The sequence below is a fragment of the Teichococcus aerophilus genome, from assembly GCF_014490485.1.
Taxonomy (GTDB): domain Bacteria; phylum Pseudomonadota; class Alphaproteobacteria; order Acetobacterales; family Acetobacteraceae; genus Pseudoroseomonas; species Pseudoroseomonas aerophila.
Genome location: NZ_JACTVA010000037.1, coordinates 1 through 15,271, shown reverse-complemented (window position 1 = coordinate 15,271; position 15,271 = coordinate 1). Strand labels below are relative to the sequence as shown.

General features: G+C 69.7%; 13 protein-coding genes. 10 read left to right on the top strand and 3 right to left on the bottom strand.

What is annotated here, in order from left to right; translation table 11 throughout:
• Positions 1-54 precede the first annotated feature (54 nt).
• The 3 genes from IBL26_RS17750 to IBL26_RS17740 all read left to right on the top strand — a co-directional run bounded on the left by IBL26_RS17750 (position 55) and on the right by IBL26_RS17740 (position 2,686).
• A complete protein-coding gene (locus IBL26_RS17750; protein WP_187785851.1) occupies positions 55-501 on the top strand; it encodes a hypothetical protein in 447 nt (148 codons plus the stop codon).
• Between the two features lie 354 nt (positions 502-855).
• Positions 856-1,743 (top strand): class I SAM-dependent methyltransferase, encoded by an 888-nt coding sequence (locus IBL26_RS17745; protein WP_187785850.1) that lies wholly within the window; start codon positions 856-858, stop codon positions 1,741-1,743.
• 145 nt (positions 1,744-1,888) lie between these two features.
• Entirely contained in the window at positions 1,889-2,686 is a 798-nt protein-coding gene (locus IBL26_RS17740) for a phosphodiesterase (RefSeq protein WP_187785849.1), read from the top strand.
• Positions 2,687-3,220: 534 nt separating this feature from the next.
• Here the strand turns inward: IBL26_RS17740 and IBL26_RS17735 are convergent.
• Positions 3,221-4,336, bottom strand: a complete 1,116-nt coding sequence (locus IBL26_RS17735) for a 2-aminoethylphosphonate--pyruvate transaminase (protein WP_187785848.1) — start codon at positions 4,334-4,336, stop codon at positions 3,221-3,223.
• Between the two features lie 249 nt (positions 4,337-4,585).
• On the opposite strand from IBL26_RS17735, the gene IBL26_RS17730 reads away from it, so the two are divergent.
• A complete protein-coding gene (locus IBL26_RS17730; RefSeq protein WP_187785847.1) occupies positions 4,586-5,500 on the top strand; it encodes a DMT family transporter in 915 nt (304 codons plus the stop codon).
• A 71-nt stretch (positions 5,501-5,571) separates the two neighbouring features.
• Positions 5,572-6,429 (top strand): SDR family NAD(P)-dependent oxidoreductase, encoded by an 858-nt coding sequence (locus tag IBL26_RS17725; RefSeq protein ID WP_187785846.1) that lies wholly within the window; start codon positions 5,572-5,574, stop codon positions 6,427-6,429.
• 545 nt (positions 6,430-6,974) lie between these two features.
• Here the strand turns inward: IBL26_RS17725 and IBL26_RS17720 are convergent.
• Positions 6,975-9,248 carry a DUF6311 domain-containing protein gene (locus IBL26_RS17720; protein ID WP_187785845.1) on the bottom strand — a complete coding sequence of 758 codons (2,274 nt, stop codon included), beginning with the start codon at positions 9,246-9,248 and terminating at the stop codon, positions 6,975-6,977.
• A gap of 290 nt (positions 9,249-9,538) precedes the next feature.
• Between IBL26_RS17720 and phnC the strand changes: the two genes are divergently transcribed.
• From phnC to phnE (IBL26_RS17695), 5 genes are all read left to right on the top strand, one after another.
• On the top strand, positions 9,539-10,372 hold the full coding sequence (gene phnC, locus IBL26_RS17715; protein ID WP_187785844.1) for a phosphonate ABC transporter ATP-binding protein: 834 nt from the start codon (positions 9,539-9,541) through the stop codon (positions 10,370-10,372).
• Positions 10,373-10,417: 45 nt separating this feature from the next.
• Positions 10,418-11,398: a phosphate/phosphite/phosphonate ABC transporter substrate-binding protein gene (phnD, locus tag IBL26_RS17710; protein WP_187785843.1), complete on the top strand. Its 981-nt coding sequence runs from the start codon at positions 10,418-10,420 to the stop codon at positions 11,396-11,398.
• A 395-nt stretch (positions 11,399-11,793) separates the two neighbouring features.
• Positions 11,794-12,786 carry a phosphate/phosphite/phosphonate ABC transporter substrate-binding protein gene (phnD, locus tag IBL26_RS17705; protein ID WP_187785842.1) on the top strand — a complete coding sequence of 331 codons (993 nt, stop codon included), beginning with the start codon at positions 11,794-11,796 and terminating at the stop codon, positions 12,784-12,786.
• Positions 12,787-12,806: 20 nt separating this feature from the next.
• A complete protein-coding gene (gene phnE, locus IBL26_RS17700) occupies positions 12,807-13,706 on the top strand; it encodes a phosphonate ABC transporter, permease protein PhnE (protein WP_187785841.1) in 900 nt (299 codons plus the stop codon).
• Between the two features lies 1 nt (position 13,707).
• Entirely contained in the window at positions 13,708-14,553 is an 846-nt protein-coding gene (gene phnE / locus IBL26_RS17695; protein ID WP_187785840.1) for a phosphonate ABC transporter, permease protein PhnE, read from the top strand.
• 455 nt (positions 14,554-15,008) lie between these two features.
• On the opposite strand, the gene IBL26_RS17690 is transcribed toward phnE (IBL26_RS17695), so the two are convergent.
• Positions 15,009-15,271, bottom strand: a 263-nt coding sequence (locus tag IBL26_RS17690) for a GcrA family cell cycle regulator (protein WP_241749512.1), incomplete at its 5' end; no start/stop codon positions are given.

The following is a 15,271-nucleotide window of genomic DNA, read 5'->3' as shown; positions in this document are numbered from 1 at the left end:
GGTTCCTGGCACCGGACCTCCTGCCGGCCATCCACCGACACAGGAGAGACCGAGATGATATTCACCGATGACGACGAACTGCGCGCTATTGCCGAGGCGATGATGGACCGCAGCCTGCCCAAGCCGGACTGGACGCATGCCGCGCATGTGGCAACCTCCATCTGGATCACCGCGCGTTGCCCGCATCTGGTGCCGGAGCGCGACATGCCGGGGCTGATCCGCGCCTATAACGAAGCAACCGGCGTGCCGAACGACGACACGCGCGGCTACCATGCGACCATCACCCTGGCCTCCCTGCGGGCGACTTCGGCCTTCCTGGATGAGGTGCCGGCGGGGACGGCGTTGCATGCGGCCTGCAATGCCTTGTTGGAGTCGCCCCTGGGGCGGCGGGAATGGATGCTGGCCTACTGGTCGCGCGAGCGATTGTTCAGTGTGGAGGCTCGGCGCGAATGGGTGGAGCCGGATTTGGCGGGGCTGCCGTTCGGGGGCGCGCGGGGGTGAAGGGGGAAAGAAGGCCGGGGAAGGAATTCCCCGGGCCCCTTCTTTTCCTTTTTTTCGAGTTCTTGACGGCGTGGCCGTTGAAGGCGTGGTCTTGAGAGACGGCTGGGTGCGCCGGAGGTCCAGGACCTCCGGCGACTGAGGGTCCAGCCCGCGTGGCCCGTTATTTAAATCATCAAAGCGTCCAGTTCTCATTCCTGAAGCGCCACGCCAAACGCGCAGAAGAAAGAAGGGGTCCGGGGAATTCATTCCCCGGCCTTCCGCCGACAGCCTGCGGAGAAGGCAGCCCCACACGACGCTTGTCATGAATGATTTGGAAACGTAACGTTATGGGCGAGACGTTGGGATGGCGCCGCCATGCAGAATATTCAGCTCGCCCGCAGCCTGTTGAAGGCTGCCTTGCCGTTTGCCGATACGGCGCGTCGCCTGAAGCGGCGGCTGGTGCCGTACCAGCCGAACATGGCCCATAACGGCTTCACCTTCGATGATGCGCTGGACATGGTCGATGCCTTGCGCGCGGCCGGGGTGGGGCTGGAGGGCGAGATGCTGGAGGTTGGCAGCGGGTGGACGCCGATCGCGCCCATGCTGTTCCATATGGCCGGGGTGACGCATGTCACGCTGACGGACCTGGAGCGGCTGTACGACGAGACGTCCATCCCGACCGCGGCGGCGTTCCTGCGGCCCAGGCTGCCGGAGGCGGCGCGGCGGCTGGGGATGGAGGTGGCGGCGCTGGAGGCGCGGATGGCGGAGTTCGCGCCGGCTTACATCTGCCCGTGGCAGCCGGGGAGGCATCCGGCGGATTCGGTGGATATCGCCGTCTCCCGCGCCGTGATGGAGCATGTGCCGGCGGAGGACGTGGCCGGGCTGTTCCGGGACCTGCTGCGGGTGGTGCGGCCGGGCGGGCATATGTGCCATTCGATCGACAACACCGACCACTGGGAGCATGGCGACGGCCGCGGCAGCCTGATGAGCTTCCTGTGCTACCCGGCGGAGAGCCTGCGCTGGCGCTTGGCCTCGATGAACATCCAAGGCTACACCAACCGCTTCCGGCATTCGGATTACCTGGCGGCGGCGCGGGAGGCGGGCTGGATCATTGTCAGCGAGCGCGCCCGGGTGCCGCCGAAGGTGCTGGGCGAGGTGCGGCAGATGCGGCTGGAGGGCCGGCTGGCGCCGGAATTCGCCGGGCGGCCGCTGGAGGACCTGGCGGCGACGGCGACGCTGATAGTGGCGCGCAAGCCGGGGTAGGCATGGCGTCCGGGATGGGCGGGATGCTGGGTGGGGCCCGGCATTCAGTGCCGTGTGTGGGCGGGCCGGGGTTTGACGCGGGCAGGTGGTTGCTGGTCTGCTGACCGCTGCCGGGCGATGGGGCCGTGGCGCCGGGGTGTGCGGGATGCTGATTGCCCATCTATCGGACCCGCATCTGCGGCCGCGTGGCGTGCTGTACCAGGGGCTGGTCGATTCCAACGCGATGTTCGAGGCGGCGCTGCGGCAGTTGGAGGCGATGGTGCCGGCGCCGGACCTGGTGCTGCTGACCGGTGACCTGGTGGATGAGGGCGGCGCGGCCGATTACGCCATGGCGGCGGAACTGCTGGGGCGCATCCGGCAGAAGCTGGTGGTCATTCCCGGTAATCATGACGAGCGGGAGGCTTTCCGTGCCTGCCTGGGGCGGAACCCCTTTGTAGCGCCATCCGGCCCGTTGCATGCGGCGGTGGGGGATGCGGGCGCGGTGCGGGTGCTGGCGCTGGATGTCACCGTACCTGGCCGGCATCATGGCGAGATGGACGACGCCGCCTGCCTGTGGCTGGAGGCGCGGCTGGCGGAGGAGCCGGAGCGGCCCACCCTGATCATGATGCACCAGCCGCCGTTCGAGAGCGGCATAGGCTGCATCGATGCCTATTGCTGCCGGCAGGGCCAGAGGCTGGCGGCGATCGTCTCCCGCTACCCGGCGGTGGAGCGCATCCTGTGCGGGCATATCCACCGCTTCATGCAGTTGCGCTTCGGCGGCACCCTGCTGGTGACGGCGCCGAGCACGACCACCGCCATCGCGCTGCGGCTGGGGGCGGGTGCGGTGCCGGCGTCCTTCGTCGAGCCTCCGGCCTTGTTGCTGCACCATTGGCGGGAAGGCACCGGGCTGGTGACGCACTGGGTGCCGATCGGCAGCTTTCCGGGGCCGATGCCGTTTTTCTAGCGAGGATCGACATTGGGCCTGGGGCAGGAAGGCCGGGGAAGGAATTCCCCGGACCCCATCTTTTGTTTGCGAGTCTTTCGGGCATGGTTGTGGGGGCGTCGGTCTTCGCGAGCCTTGGCCCGGGGCGGCGCACGAGGTTCATGACCTCCGATGACTGCGGGCCTGGATCAGGCTTTTGATTTTCATCCAGGCTGGGCCTGCCAGTCCTGAAGCCCACGCCAAACTCGCAGAAAAAAGATAGGGTTTCAGGGGAATTCATTCCCCTGACCTTCCCTCTCCCCAACCCTGTGGGATGTCGGCTGGCTCCTGCGGCCCTGCCTGGCTAGCGGGCAGGACGAGGTGGCGCACGACGTTCAGCCGATCGGGGATGCCCTGCTGGTAGAGGGCCGGCCAGAGCGCGGCCTCTGGCGTCCGCAGGGGTAAGGCTAGCAGCGCAGGGGTCGGGTCCCCGGTCCCGCCGCGGCGGACGCGGCGGGTTTCCGTAGCGGTGGCCGGGCGGCGTGGATCAGGGCCGCCTCGGCCGGTGGCGCTGCGTCAGGCGGCGTTGCGGCGCTGGATGCCGAGTTCGTCCAGCGCCTCGCTCATCGCGCGCAGGGCGAAGCGGATGTCGTCCGCATGAACGTCGCCGATGCAGCCGATGCGCATGGTGGGGACGGGCGTGTTGTAGAAGTTGCTGATCAGCACGCCGCGGCGCTTCAGGGCATCGACGAAGTCCTGCAGCTTGAAGGCGGGGTCGCCCGGCTGGTGGATGGTGACGATGATCGGGCCCTGGTGCTGCCAGTCCAGGTAGGGCTTCAGGCCCAGGGCCTGGGCGCCTTCATGCAGCAGGCGGGCGTTTTCGCGGTAGCGGGCCAGGCGGGTCTCGCGCCCACCTTCGGCCTTGTAGACCTCCAGCGCCTTGCCGAAGGCGTGCAGCGCCTGCACCGGCGGCGTGAAGCGGAAGCTGCCGGGGCCGGCGCGCAGCGAGACGGCGTAGACATCGGCGAGGTCGAAGGACCAGGAGTTGGCCTGGCCAGCGCAGGCCGTCACGCGCTCGATCGGGGAAATGGCGAAGGCGATGCCGGGCAGGCCTTCCAGGCACTTGTTGGAGGTGAAGACGACGGCGTCCACCTCCGGCTGGTCCTTCAGGCTGAAGGGTAGGGCGCCGAAGGCGGAGACGGCGTCCACGATCATCCGCCGTCCGGCGGCGCGCACGGCGGCGCCGACGGCGGGGATGTCGTTGATGATGCCGCTGCCGGTCTCGGAATAGACGATGCCGACATGGCCGATGGCGGGGTCGGCCGCCAGAGCCTGGGTGATTTCCTCGGGCGTGACGCTGCGGGTGTCGGGCACCGGCAGGACCACGACCTCGCGTCCGGCCTCGCGGGCCAGGCGGGCCATGCGCTCGGCATAGGTGCCGTTCATCACCACCAGCAGCTTGTGGCCTTGCGGGACGAAGGTGCGCACGGCGGCTTCGGTGATGAAGTGGCCGGCGCCTTGCAGCGGCAGGCAGACATGCTGCCCGGCGACGCCGCCGGCGAGTTCCCGCACCGCTTCGCGGATGGCGGCGTATTCGGCTTTGAAGTCGTTGTCCCAGGGGGCGATGTCCACGGCCATGGCCGCCCGGATCTCGGGACGGGTCTGCACGGGGCCGGGGATGAGGAGCAGCATGGAAGGGGTGGTCCTGGACGAAGGGCGGTTGACGCCACAAGCTGCACGGGGCCGCGCCGGAAGGAAACCCCCTGTTTCGCGGGGTGAGAGGCGTTCCCGACAGGGTGACGCGGGGTGGCCTACCCGCTCGCGGCGCGGCGTGGCGGATGCGGCTCTGTTATGGGACGTGCTTCCGGCTGTGGCGGCTTGCGGCGGGGACGTTGCGGGTCCAGCTTGCTGCACCGCACTGCCAAGCCTGGGATACCCGCCATGCCGCTCTGGATCGCCGCCACTCTGTCCGCCGCCCTGTTCCAGTGCTGGCGGACGGCGTTGCAGCAGCGGTTGCGCGGGCAGCTCTCGGTCAATGGCGCGGGGGTGGTGCGCTACCTCTATGGCGTGCCGTTCGGGCTGGCGCTGCTGGCGGCCTATGTGCTGGCGACGGGGCAGTCGTTGCCGGATATCTCCGGCTGGGCGTTCCTGGGCTTCGCGGCGCTGGGCGGGTTCACCCAGATCCTGGGCACCAACCTGTTGATCATGTCCTTCGGGCCGCGCGGCTTCGCGGTGGGGACGGCCTATTCCAAGACCGAGGCGGTGCAGGGCGCGGTGCTGGCGCTGGTGCTGCTGGGGGAGCATCTCTCCGCGCTGTCCTGGCTGGGGATCGCGGTGGGGGTGGGGGGCGTGCTGTACCTCTCGCTGGCCGGGCGCAACCTGACGGGGGCGGAGCTGCTGCGGGCGACGGTGCAGCCGGCGGCGCTGTGCGGGCTGGGGGCGGGGACGGGCTTCGCGCTGACGGCGATCTTCGTCAAATCCGCCAACCTGGAATTGCCGCACCAGGACCCGGTGCTGCGCGCGCTGGTGACGCTGTGCGTGGCGAACGCGATGCAGACGGTGATGCAGGGTGGGTTCCTGGCCTGGAAGGAGCCGGAGCAGTTCCGCGCCGTGTTCCGCACCTGGCGGGACAGCCTGCCGGTCGGCGCGCTTTCCGCCTTCGGGTCCGCGTGCTGGTTCACCGGCTTCGCGCTGGCGCCGGTGGCGATGGTGCGCGCGCTGGGGCAGACGGAGATCGTGTTCACCCTGTTGTTCAGCCGCTTCTACCTGAAGGAGACGCTGAAGCGGCAGGAGATGATCGGGGCGCTGGGGATCGTCGGCGGCGTGGTGCTGCTGTTGCTGGGCGCGATGCGCTGACGCACCATTGGCCCGGCGCCGGCGCCTGCCGATATGGCTGCCGAGGATGAACCGCCGAGGAGAGTGATGCCATGCCCAGCCTGAACCTACCGGACGATGCCGTGGCCGTGGTGACCGGGGGCGCCTCCGGCATCGGGCTGGCCGCGGCGCGGCGCTTCGTGGCGATGGGGCTGAAGGTCTGCATCGCCGACCTGGGCGGCGAGCGGTTGGCCCAGGCCGAGGCGTCGCTGGTGGCCGCGGCCAGGGGTGGACAGGAGGATATTCTGGCCGTGTCCTGCGACGTCAGCCGCGCCGAGGAGCTGGAGCGGCTGGAGGCTGCCGTGCGCGCGCGATTCGGCGGCACCGACCTGCTGATGAACAATGCCGGCGTGCAGCCGGGCAGCGCCATCTTCGGCCCGGTGGAGAACTGGGAACGGGTGATCGGCGTCAATCTGTGGGGGCCGATCCATGGCAGCCGGGCCTTCGGGCCGGGCATGGTGTCGCGGGGGCGGCCCGGGATGATCATCAACACCGGGTCCAAGCAAGGCATCACCACGCCGCCGGGGGACCCGGCCTATAATGTCTCCAAGGCCGGGCTGAAGGCGTTTACCGAGGCATTGCAGCATGATCTGCGGAACACCGAGGGGTGCCGGGTGAGCGCGCATCTGCTGATCCCCGGCTTCGTGTTCACGCCGCTGGCAGCCGGGGGGCGCACCGAGAAGCCGGCGGGCGCGTGGACGCCGGAGCAGACCGTGGACTTCATGCTGGAACGCCTGTCGGAAGGGGATTTCTACATCCTGTGCCCGGACAACGATGTTTCGCGTGCGCTGGATGAGCGGCGCATCCTGTGGGCAGCCGGGGATATCGTGCGCAACCGGCCGCCGCTGTCCCGCTGGCATGGCGGTTACGGGGAGGCGTTCAAGGCGTTCGTCGAGGGGAAGGACGATTAGGGGGGGGCTGCGGTCGGGGAGAGGAAGGCCGGGGAAGGAATTCCCCGGACCCCTTCTTTTTTCTGCGAGTCTTTCGGTCGTGGATGTGGCGGCGTCGGCTTTTCCAGGCCCGGACCAGGGTGACGCCGGAGGCTGCTGGTTCAGTCCAGATGGCCCGTGATCTTTGTCACGGTCGCACCTGCTGGCCCCGTATCCCATGCCGACTGACAGAAAAAAGATGGCGTCAACGTATACGTTTACGCAGAGGAATTCCTTCCCCTGACCTTCCCTTTCACACTGAACCGAATGTCGATCAGCCCTAGTTTTCTATAGGAGGTGGGCGGAACGGGGCCGGTGCCTTTGTCCGGCCGGGTGATGTGCGCCTTCTGTCTCGACCAATGGCGATGGCGCGCTATGGGCGCCTTGGCAGACGCCGTTCGCGGCCGGCCTGAGGTTGGCGCCGCAGGCCATGCCATCTCTACTGGCAGCCACCGCCACTAGCGCCCCGGCCAACACCGCAAAAAGAAGATGGGGGTCCGGGGGAATTCCTTCCCCCGGCCTTTCCCTCAATCCACGCCGCTGATGGCCCGCAGCCGCACCCCCGCCCGGTCCACCGGTGCGGCCAGGGCCCGCCGCGTGGGGTCGATGGGGCGGAAGATGTCGATGGCCACGCGCACGGGGCGGGTGGGGTCGGGGATGGGCAGCAGGATTTCGGTCGGTTGCAGGTCCGGCAGGGAGAGGGTGAGGGGGGGGGCGTCCTGGATGCGGAGGGTGATGTCGCGGGCCTCGCCGGGGCGGCGGCCGATGCCGTCCAGCGTCAGGCGCAGGCGGGGGGCGGTGGTGGTGAAGAGCAGGGTGGCGCGCGGGCCTTCGGACCAGGGCAGGCCGTGGGCGTCGGGCTTCCAGGAACTGGCGAGCACCGGGGCCGCGCCCAGGCGGGGCAGGGGCGCGGTGGCGGGCAGTGGTGTGCCGGGCAGGTGGGGGGTGGTGGCGCAGAACACGGCGTCCGCCCCGGCGTTGGGCTGGCGGACACAGGTGGCGCCGGGGCCCAGCGCGGCCGGGCGCAGCAGGGCGATGGCGGGGCCGAGCAGCAGGCGGGTCTCGCCAGGGGCCAGGGGGGTCTCCAGCGCGTCGGTCAGCGCGGTTTCGCAGTTGAACCAGCGCGGCTGGCGGGAGGCACGGATTTCCGCCAGCGCGGCGCCCTGCTGCACGGCGGCCAGGCGCAGGCGCTCGGCCAGGGTGGTGTCGGCCGCGGTGGCGGGGCAGGCCAGGGCCGTGCGCAGCAGGGTGGTGCCGGGCGGCAGGGTGGGTAGCGGTGTGAGGCCGGCATCGCCCTGGGCGAGGCGGTTGCGCACCTCGCCCAGCAGCGGAGCGGCATCGGCGGCCTGCAGTGCCACGGCCAGGGCCAGGGCGGGCGCCAGGGCGCGCAGGGGCAGGCGGGTGCCGAGCAGGGCGATGGCGCCCAGAAGCAGCGCGTAGCCGACCGGCCAGAAGACGCGGCCGGAGGCGCGGACGATGCCGAAGACCTGGTCCCACGGCCAAGCGGGCAGGGGCAGGATCAGCCAGGGGCCGGCATAGAGGCGGGGCGTCACGGCCACGGCGGTGAGGCTGGCGAGCACCGCCAGCAGCGGCGCCCAGCGGCGCCAGCCCCCCAGCCAGCCGCGCCGCCAGCCGAGGATGAGCGCCAGCAGCACCAGCAGCAGCGTACCGGCGCCGAGGTAGTTGAAGCCTTCATACTGGCCGCCGGTGGCATCCAGCACCGGCAGGTCCGCCCCGAACAGGCCGGAGACCTGGGGCCAGAGCGGCGAGAGCAGGTTCATGGAATAGAAGCCGTAGCCCCGGTCCGCGCCGCCGCTGGTGCCGCTGAGCAGGCGGTGCAGCAGCACCGGCAGCACCAGCATGGCCAGGAAAGTGGCACCCGGGCGCAGCAGGCCGCGCCAGCCGCCGGGCTGGGGGCGCAGGACCGGCGCGGCCAGCACCGCGCCGGCGAACAGGAACAGATACGGGTGGATGAGAATGGTGGCGGCCAGCAGCGCGAAGCCGGGCCAGAAGCGCAGGGGCGTACCGTCGCGCAACGCCCGGGCGGCGAGGCCGAGGGCGGCCAGCAGGCAGAAATGCGCCAGCAGGTTGGTGTGGCCCAGCCGGTGCAGCAGGGTGGGCCACAGCAGCGCCATGGCTGCGGCGGCGGCGGCGATGGCCAGGGCGCGGCCGCGTGGCAGCGCCGGGGGCGTGAAGCCGCGCACCGCATAGATGGCGGCGACCGGCTGCAGCAGCCAGCACAGCGCGATCCAGGCGCCGAACAGGTTGACCGGGTGGCCGGCCAGCGGTGCCACCACGATGCGCGCGACCAGGGAGAGCAGCGGGTTGCTGTCCGTCATGGCGATGCTGAGGCCGTGCGGCGGGAACAGGTTGCCGCTGACCAGCAGCGGCCAGTGCCAGGGGCCGGACTGGTAGGCGAGGTGGCCGGAGAGGTTCTGCGACAGGTCCACCCCCGCGCTGCGCCACAGGCCGCCCTGGCCGGAGAGAACCTCCGCCGGCAGCAGCCATCCCACCATCAGCAGGCCGAGCAGCAGGCCGATGCCATAGGCTTCCAGGCGGCCGCGCCGGGCTGCGCCGGCTCCCCCGGTGGGCCCCCCGGCGGTCACCCCGTTGGTGCCGATGCTGCCCGTGGTGCCTCTGCCCAGGGCAAGGGTGGCGCCGGCGGCTGTGGTGCCGATGCCGGAGGTGGGGTTGGGAGAGGCGGGGATGGCCGCTGGGGGGCCACCCGTGATGGCGGTGGGTGTGGAAGGCGCCACGGAGCCGGTGGGGATGGCCGGGATTGGCGTGTCCTTGGTGGTCAACGTGGAAGCCCCCACGGAGCCGGCGCCGGGGGCCGGGACCGGCGTCGCGGGCGCGCCTGTGGGGGCCGCGGATGGGAGGATGCTGGCGCCGGGGGCAGGGGCGGCCGGTGAGCGGGACGAGGGCGCTGGCGGCACGGGCTGCTCCGGTTTGCTGCGGCGCGGCTATTGAGGGATCGGCGGGCAACGTCAACCGGGATTGAACATTCGCGGCTTCCATACGGATGTCATCCGCTGGTCATCGGTCTGTCATGCGTGCCCTATATACGCCCCGGGAACGCGAAGGGCGGTCGATGCTGCAGCTTGAAGGTCTCACGCGCCGGTTTGGCGCCAATACCGCGGTGGATGGGGTGAGCCTGTCCGTGCCGGCGGGGCAGATGGTCGGGGTGATCGGGCGTTCCGGTGCCGGCAAGTCCACCCTGCTGCGCATGATCAACCGCCTGACCGAGCCTTCCGAGGGCCGCATCCTGCATGACGGCGTGGACGTGACGGGGCTGAAGGGGCAGGAACTGCGGAACTGGCGCACCGAATGCGCCATGATCTTCCAGCAGTTCAACCTGGTGCAGCGGCTGGACGTGTTGACCAACGTGCTGGTCGGCCGGCTGAACCACCGGCATGGCTTCGCCGCCACCGTCGCGTCCCTGTTCAAGCATTTCTCCGCCGCCGAGCGGGCGATGGCGCTGGCCGCGCTGGCGCGCTTCGACCTGGACGACCAGGCGTTGCAGCGGGCGGATACGCTTTCCGGCGGCCAGCAGCAGCGTGTGGCGATTGCCCGCGCGCTGATGCAGCAGCCCAAGATCATCCTGGCGGACGAGCCGATCGCCAGCCTGGACCCGCGCAACGCGCAGGTGGTGATGGATGCGCTGCGCGACGTGAACAGGCAGGACGGCATCACCGTCCTGGTCAACCTGCACCACCTGGACACCGCCCGCGAGTATTGCGACCGCATCGTCGCGATGCAGCAGGGCCGGATGATGTTCGACGGCCCGCCCGCCGAGCTGACCGGCGCGCGCATCCGCGAGATCTACGGCGTGTCCGAAGACGAATTCGCCGAGGCGGAGGTGCCGGATGGCGCCCCCGCCGCGGCGCCAGTGGCCCATGCGCGGGCCGCACCGATGCCAGCCTGAGGCCGTCGCCCCCGGACAGGGGGCACCCCCGAGGAGATTGCTGAAATGATTACGCGTCGTTCCCTGGCCGCCCTGGCGGCCGGCTCTCTGGTGCTGCCCGCTTCCCTGCGCGCCCAAGGCGCCGCTTCCGGTGCCACCGCCGCCATGCCGGCCGTGGGCGAGCGCGCCTGGGCCAAGCAGGTGCCGCAGATCCGCATCGGCCTGCTGGGCGGTGAGAATGAAGGCGACCGGCTGGGCCGCTTCGACGGCTACCGCAAGCTGATCGAGGACACCTTCAAGGTGCCGACGCGGCTGTACCCCGCTGCCGATTACTCGGGCGTGATGCAGGCCTTCGCCGCCAAGCAGATCGAGGCGTCCTCCATGGGTGCGTCCGGCTATGCCGGCACCTGGCTGGACACCAATGGCGGCGTGGAGCCGCTGGTGGTGCCGTTGGAGAATGACGGCTCGATCTCCTACATCTCGGTCATGATCGTGCGGAAGGACTCCGGCATCACCAGCCTGGAGCAGATGCGCGGCAAGTCCCTGGCCTGGGCCGACCCGAACTCCACGTCCGGCTACCTGGTGCCGCGCTCCGAGCTGCGCGGGTCCAACATCGACATCAACAGCTACTTCAGCCGCACCGGCTTCGCCGGCGGGCACGAGCAGGCCGTCGTCGCCGTGCAGCAGAAGCAGTACGACGCCGCCGTGACCTGGGCATCCGGCATCGGCGACGAGGCGCAGGGCTTCTCCCGCGGCAATCTGCGCGCGATGGTGGAGAAGGGGATGCTGAACATGGGCGACATGCGCATCATCTGGAAGTCCCGCCCGATCCTGAACGGCCCGCTGGTGGTCCGCAGCGACCTGCCGGCGGCCTTCAAGGAAGACTTCACCAATCTGCACCTGGCGCTGCCTGCCGCCCACCCGGCGATCTACGAGGCGATCGAGCGCGGCGGCGGCAAGGGCTATGCCCGCGTGACGCACGCCCAGTTCGAGCCGATCGTGCAGCTGCGCCGCGAGGAAGCGGCGGAGCGTCGCCGCCGGTCCTGATTGGTACCGGGCGCCGCTTGAAGGTTCTGGGGTGAGGAAGGCTGGGGGAAGGAATTCCCCCAGGCCCCCTTCTTTTTCTGCGGTGTTGGAGCGGTTTCGGCCTTGGGCGCGGCACGCTCCGGGGCGACGCCAGGGGTCCGAGACCCCCGGTGACTGAGGGTTCCACGAGCGTGGCCTTTTTGAACGACAGGCTTTGCCCATTGCGCCACCCTCAGGCCATTCGCACGGTCCTGGACTCGCAAAAAGAAGAAGGGGGGTCCGCGGGGAATTCATTCCCCCTGGCCTTTCCCCACGCCGACACATCGGCGGCAATACTGGCTGGCGGGCGGCCTCCGTGCCTTACTGGCGCAAGAGACTTTGCCCGTTTTGGCCCGTTGCGCCGTGAAAGCCCTGCCATGTTGATGACCCGTCGCCAGATCACGACCACCCTTGCCGCCACGGCGCTGTTGCCGGCGGTGGCGCGCGCGCAGGCGGCGCCGCGGCGGAGCGTGGATGCCGATGTCACCTTCCCCACGCCGGGGCGCCGCGCCTGGGCGGACCAGCAGCCGCATCTCGGCATCGCGCTGCTGGGCGGGGAGAACGAGGTGGACCGGATGGCGCGGTTCGACGGCTACCGCAGGCTGCTGGAGGATACCTTCGCCGTGCCGGTGAAGGTGTATCCGGCCAGCGACTATGCCGGCGCCATCCAGGCCTTTGGGGCGAAGCAGGTGGAGATCGCCTCGCTCGGTTCCTCCGCCTATGCGGGGGCGTGGCTGGATACCAATGGCGGCGTGGAGCCGCTGGTGGTGCCAGAGCAGGAGGATGGCTCGATCGGCTACCTGGCGGTGATGGTGGCGCGGGCGGATTCCGGCATCGACGACCTGGCCGGCATGAAGGGCAAGTCCCTGGCCTGGGCGGACCCGAATTCGGCCAGCGGGTACCTGGTGCCGCGCGCCGCGCTGCGGCGGCAGGGGGTGAACCCCGAGCAGTATTTCAGCCGTACCGGCTTCGCCGGCGGACATGAGCAGGCCGTCGTGGCGGTGTTGCAGAAGCAGTACGACGCCGCCTGCACCTGGACCTCCGGTCAGGGGCCGGAGGATAGCGGCTTCACCCGGGGCAACCTGCGGGCGATGGTGGAGAAGGGCATGCTGACGATGAGCGACCTGCGCATCGTCTGGCGGTCCGAGCCCATTCCGACCGGGCCGATCTCCATCCGGTCCGACCTGCCGGCGGCGCTGAAGGCCGACCTGCTGCAGTTCTTCCTGGGCCTGCCGAAGGCGCATCCGGACATCTACACGCAGATCAGCCGTGGCGAGGGCACCGGGTACCGCGAGGCGCGGCACAGCGACTACCAGATCTTCATCGACCTCCGGCGCGAAGAGGCGGCGGCGCGACGCCGCCGGGAATAGCACTTCATGAGACATCAGCCATGAGCCTGGCCGTGACAGCCCATCCCGCCGCCCTGCGCGGCGAGGCGGCCTTCCAGGCGCAACGCCGGCAGCGGCGGCTTTCCAGCCTGCTGGCCCTGGCCGTACTGGCCGTGTGCCTGCTGCTGGCGGCGCGGATCAGCGAGTTCTACCCGGCTTCGCTGGCCGCCGGCCTGCCGCGCGTGGGCGAATATTTCTATAAGCTGCTGCCGTCGTTGCAGTGGCATGCGCTGCTCTCCGGCGCCGGGACGGAAGGCAGCATCGCCTTCTGGTTCTACCGGCTGGACGACTGGGCCTGGCTGTTGCTGCAGACTTCGCAGATGGCGGCGCTGGCGACGCTGGCGGGCGCCGTGGTGGCGCTGCTGCTGGCCTTCCCCGCCGCGCGCAACGTGGCGCCGGCCCGCTGGATCAACATCGCCACGCGGCGTGGGCTGGAAGCGGCGCGGACGGTGCCGGAGATCGTCTACGCGCTGATCTTCGTCTGGGCCTTCGGCGTCGGGCCGTTGGCGGGCATCCTGGCGATCTTCATCCACACGGCGGGTGCGCTGGGCAAGCTGTTCTCCGAGGTCATCGAGAATGCCGACCTGAAGCCGTGGGAAGGGCTGCGGGCTTCCGGCGCCAACTGGGCGCAGGCGTGCCGCTACGCCATCCTGCCGCAGGTGATGCCCAATCTCATCAGCTACGCGCTGCTGCGTTTCGAAATCAACGTGCGCGGCGCCAGCGTCATCGGCTTCGTCGGTGCCGGCGGCATCGGGCAGGAGCTGAACCTGGTGATCTCGTCCAACTACTATGAGGAGATCAGCGCCATCATCGTGCTGATCGTGCTGGCGGTGGTGCTGATCGACATGGTGTCCGAGCGGTTGCGGCACCGGGTGATCGGCAGCGCGGCGGAGGGCCACTGACATGACGCAGGCAGATATCGCCCTCTGGCAGAACCGGCTGCCGCGCGCCTTCGGGCCCACGCCGGCGGTCAAGGCGCTGCGCTGGGTGGCGGGCGCCGCCTTCATCCTGTGGCTGGGCACGCTGTTGTGGTGGTTCGACATCACGCCCACCCGCATCTGGAACGGGCTGTCGGGCCTGGCCGTCATCGTCCGGCTGATGGTGCCGCCGAGCCCGGGCGAGTTGTGGATGGATATCCTGAAGGGCATGGCGGAAAGCGTCGCCATGGCCTTCCTGGGTACCTTCCTGGCCGCGCTGGTGGCGGTGCCGCTGGGGTTCCTGGGGGCGCGCAACATCGTCACCGTCACGCTGCTGCGCTTCTCGGTCCGGCGGTTGTTCGATGGTGTGCGCGGCGTGGACCAGCTGATCTGGGCGCTGGCCTATGTGCGCGCGGTGGGGCTGGGGCCGCTGGCCGGTGTGCTGGCCATCTTCACCAGCGACATGGCGGTGCTGGCCAAGCTCTATGCCGAGGCCATCGAGAATGCCGAGAAGAAGCAGAGCGAGGGCGTGATCGCCGCCGGTGGCAGCCGGCTGCACGCGATGCGCTACGGCGTGCTGCCGCAGGTGATGCCGGTGATGCTGGCGCAGGCACTGTACTTTTTCGAAAGCAATACCCGCTCCGCCGCCATCCTGGGCGTGGTCGGCGCCGGCGGCATCGGCCTGCAGATCGCCGAGCGCATCAAGGTGCGGCATTGGGACGAGGTGGCGTTCATCATCATCCTGATGGTGATCACGGTGGGGGTGATCGATTACCTCTCGGCCAAGGTGCGTAAGCGGCTGATCGGAGTGCGGGAGACGCCGGTGGGGTGAGGGCGTCTTGCCTTCGGGATGGGGTAAAGGCCGAGGGAAGGAATTCCCCCGGACCCCCATCTTTTTTTCTGCGGGTCGTTCGGGTGTGATTGGGGAGGCGTCAGGTTTTTGCGTCCCGGCCGGGTCGCGCTTGAGGCGTGTGACCTCCGGTGCCTGACGGTTCAGCTCGATGGCCCTTTGTAGTCCCATGGCGTCCCCTCCCGCTCCCGAAGCGGCACGCCAACGGACAGAAAAAAGATGGGGTTTCAGGGGAATTCCTTCCCCTGACCTTCGGCTCCAAGGCGAGATGGGCGGCGCTGGGCAAAGCCTGTGGTATTTGCCTGAAGCGGACAAGTCCGGGGCAGGCGCCTTCGCCCGGGAACATCAAAAAGGCCGGGGAATGTCTTCCCCGGCCTTTCTCATCACGGATCTAAATGCGGCGGCTGGTTCGCTGCCGAGCCTAAGGCCGGCTTGGCTCAGGCGGCGTCTTCGCGGCGGTCCCGCACCTTCACATAGGCGACGGCGGCGTGTTCGGGGCAGTAGGGCTTACCGGACATCGCCTGCGAGGTGCAGAAGCGGAATTCCGGGGTGCCGGGCTCGCCGATGGGCCAGCAGCAGCTGCGGCTGCTGCTGCGCAGGAAGGGGCGGACGATGGCGTTGGACACCGGGGCCGGCTTGCGGGCCGGCGGGGCTGCCGGGCGCGGTGCGGGCTGCGCGGCGACCGGCGCCGGGGCGGCCA

Coding starts and splice junctions, on each gene's coding strand:
- IBL26_RS17750 (WP_187785851.1), top strand. CDS start 55: ATGATATTCACCGATGACGACGAACTGCGCGCTATTGCCGAGGCGATG.
- IBL26_RS17745 (WP_187785850.1), top strand. CDS start 856: ATGCAGAATATTCAGCTCGCCCGCAGCCTGTTGAAGGCTGCCTTGCCG.
- IBL26_RS17740 (WP_187785849.1), top strand. CDS start 1,889: ATGCTGATTGCCCATCTATCGGACCCGCATCTGCGGCCGCGTGGCGTG.
- IBL26_RS17735 (WP_187785848.1), bottom strand. CDS start 4,336: ATGCTGCTCCTCATCCCCGGCCCCGTGCAGACCCGTCCCGAGATCCGG.
- IBL26_RS17730 (WP_187785847.1), top strand. CDS start 4,586: ATGCCGCTCTGGATCGCCGCCACTCTGTCCGCCGCCCTGTTCCAGTGC.
- IBL26_RS17725 (WP_187785846.1), top strand. CDS start 5,572: ATGCCCAGCCTGAACCTACCGGACGATGCCGTGGCCGTGGTGACCGGG.
- phnC (WP_187785844.1), top strand. CDS start 9,539: ATGCTGCAGCTTGAAGGTCTCACGCGCCGGTTTGGCGCCAATACCGCG.
- phnD (WP_187785843.1), top strand. CDS start 10,418: ATGATTACGCGTCGTTCCCTGGCCGCCCTGGCGGCCGGCTCTCTGGTG.
- phnD (WP_187785842.1), top strand. CDS start 11,794: ATGTTGATGACCCGTCGCCAGATCACGACCACCCTTGCCGCCACGGCG.
- phnE (WP_187785841.1), top strand. CDS start 12,807: ATGAGCCTGGCCGTGACAGCCCATCCCGCCGCCCTGCGCGGCGAGGCG.
- phnE (WP_187785840.1), top strand. CDS start 13,708: ATGACGCAGGCAGATATCGCCCTCTGGCAGAACCGGCTGCCGCGCGCC.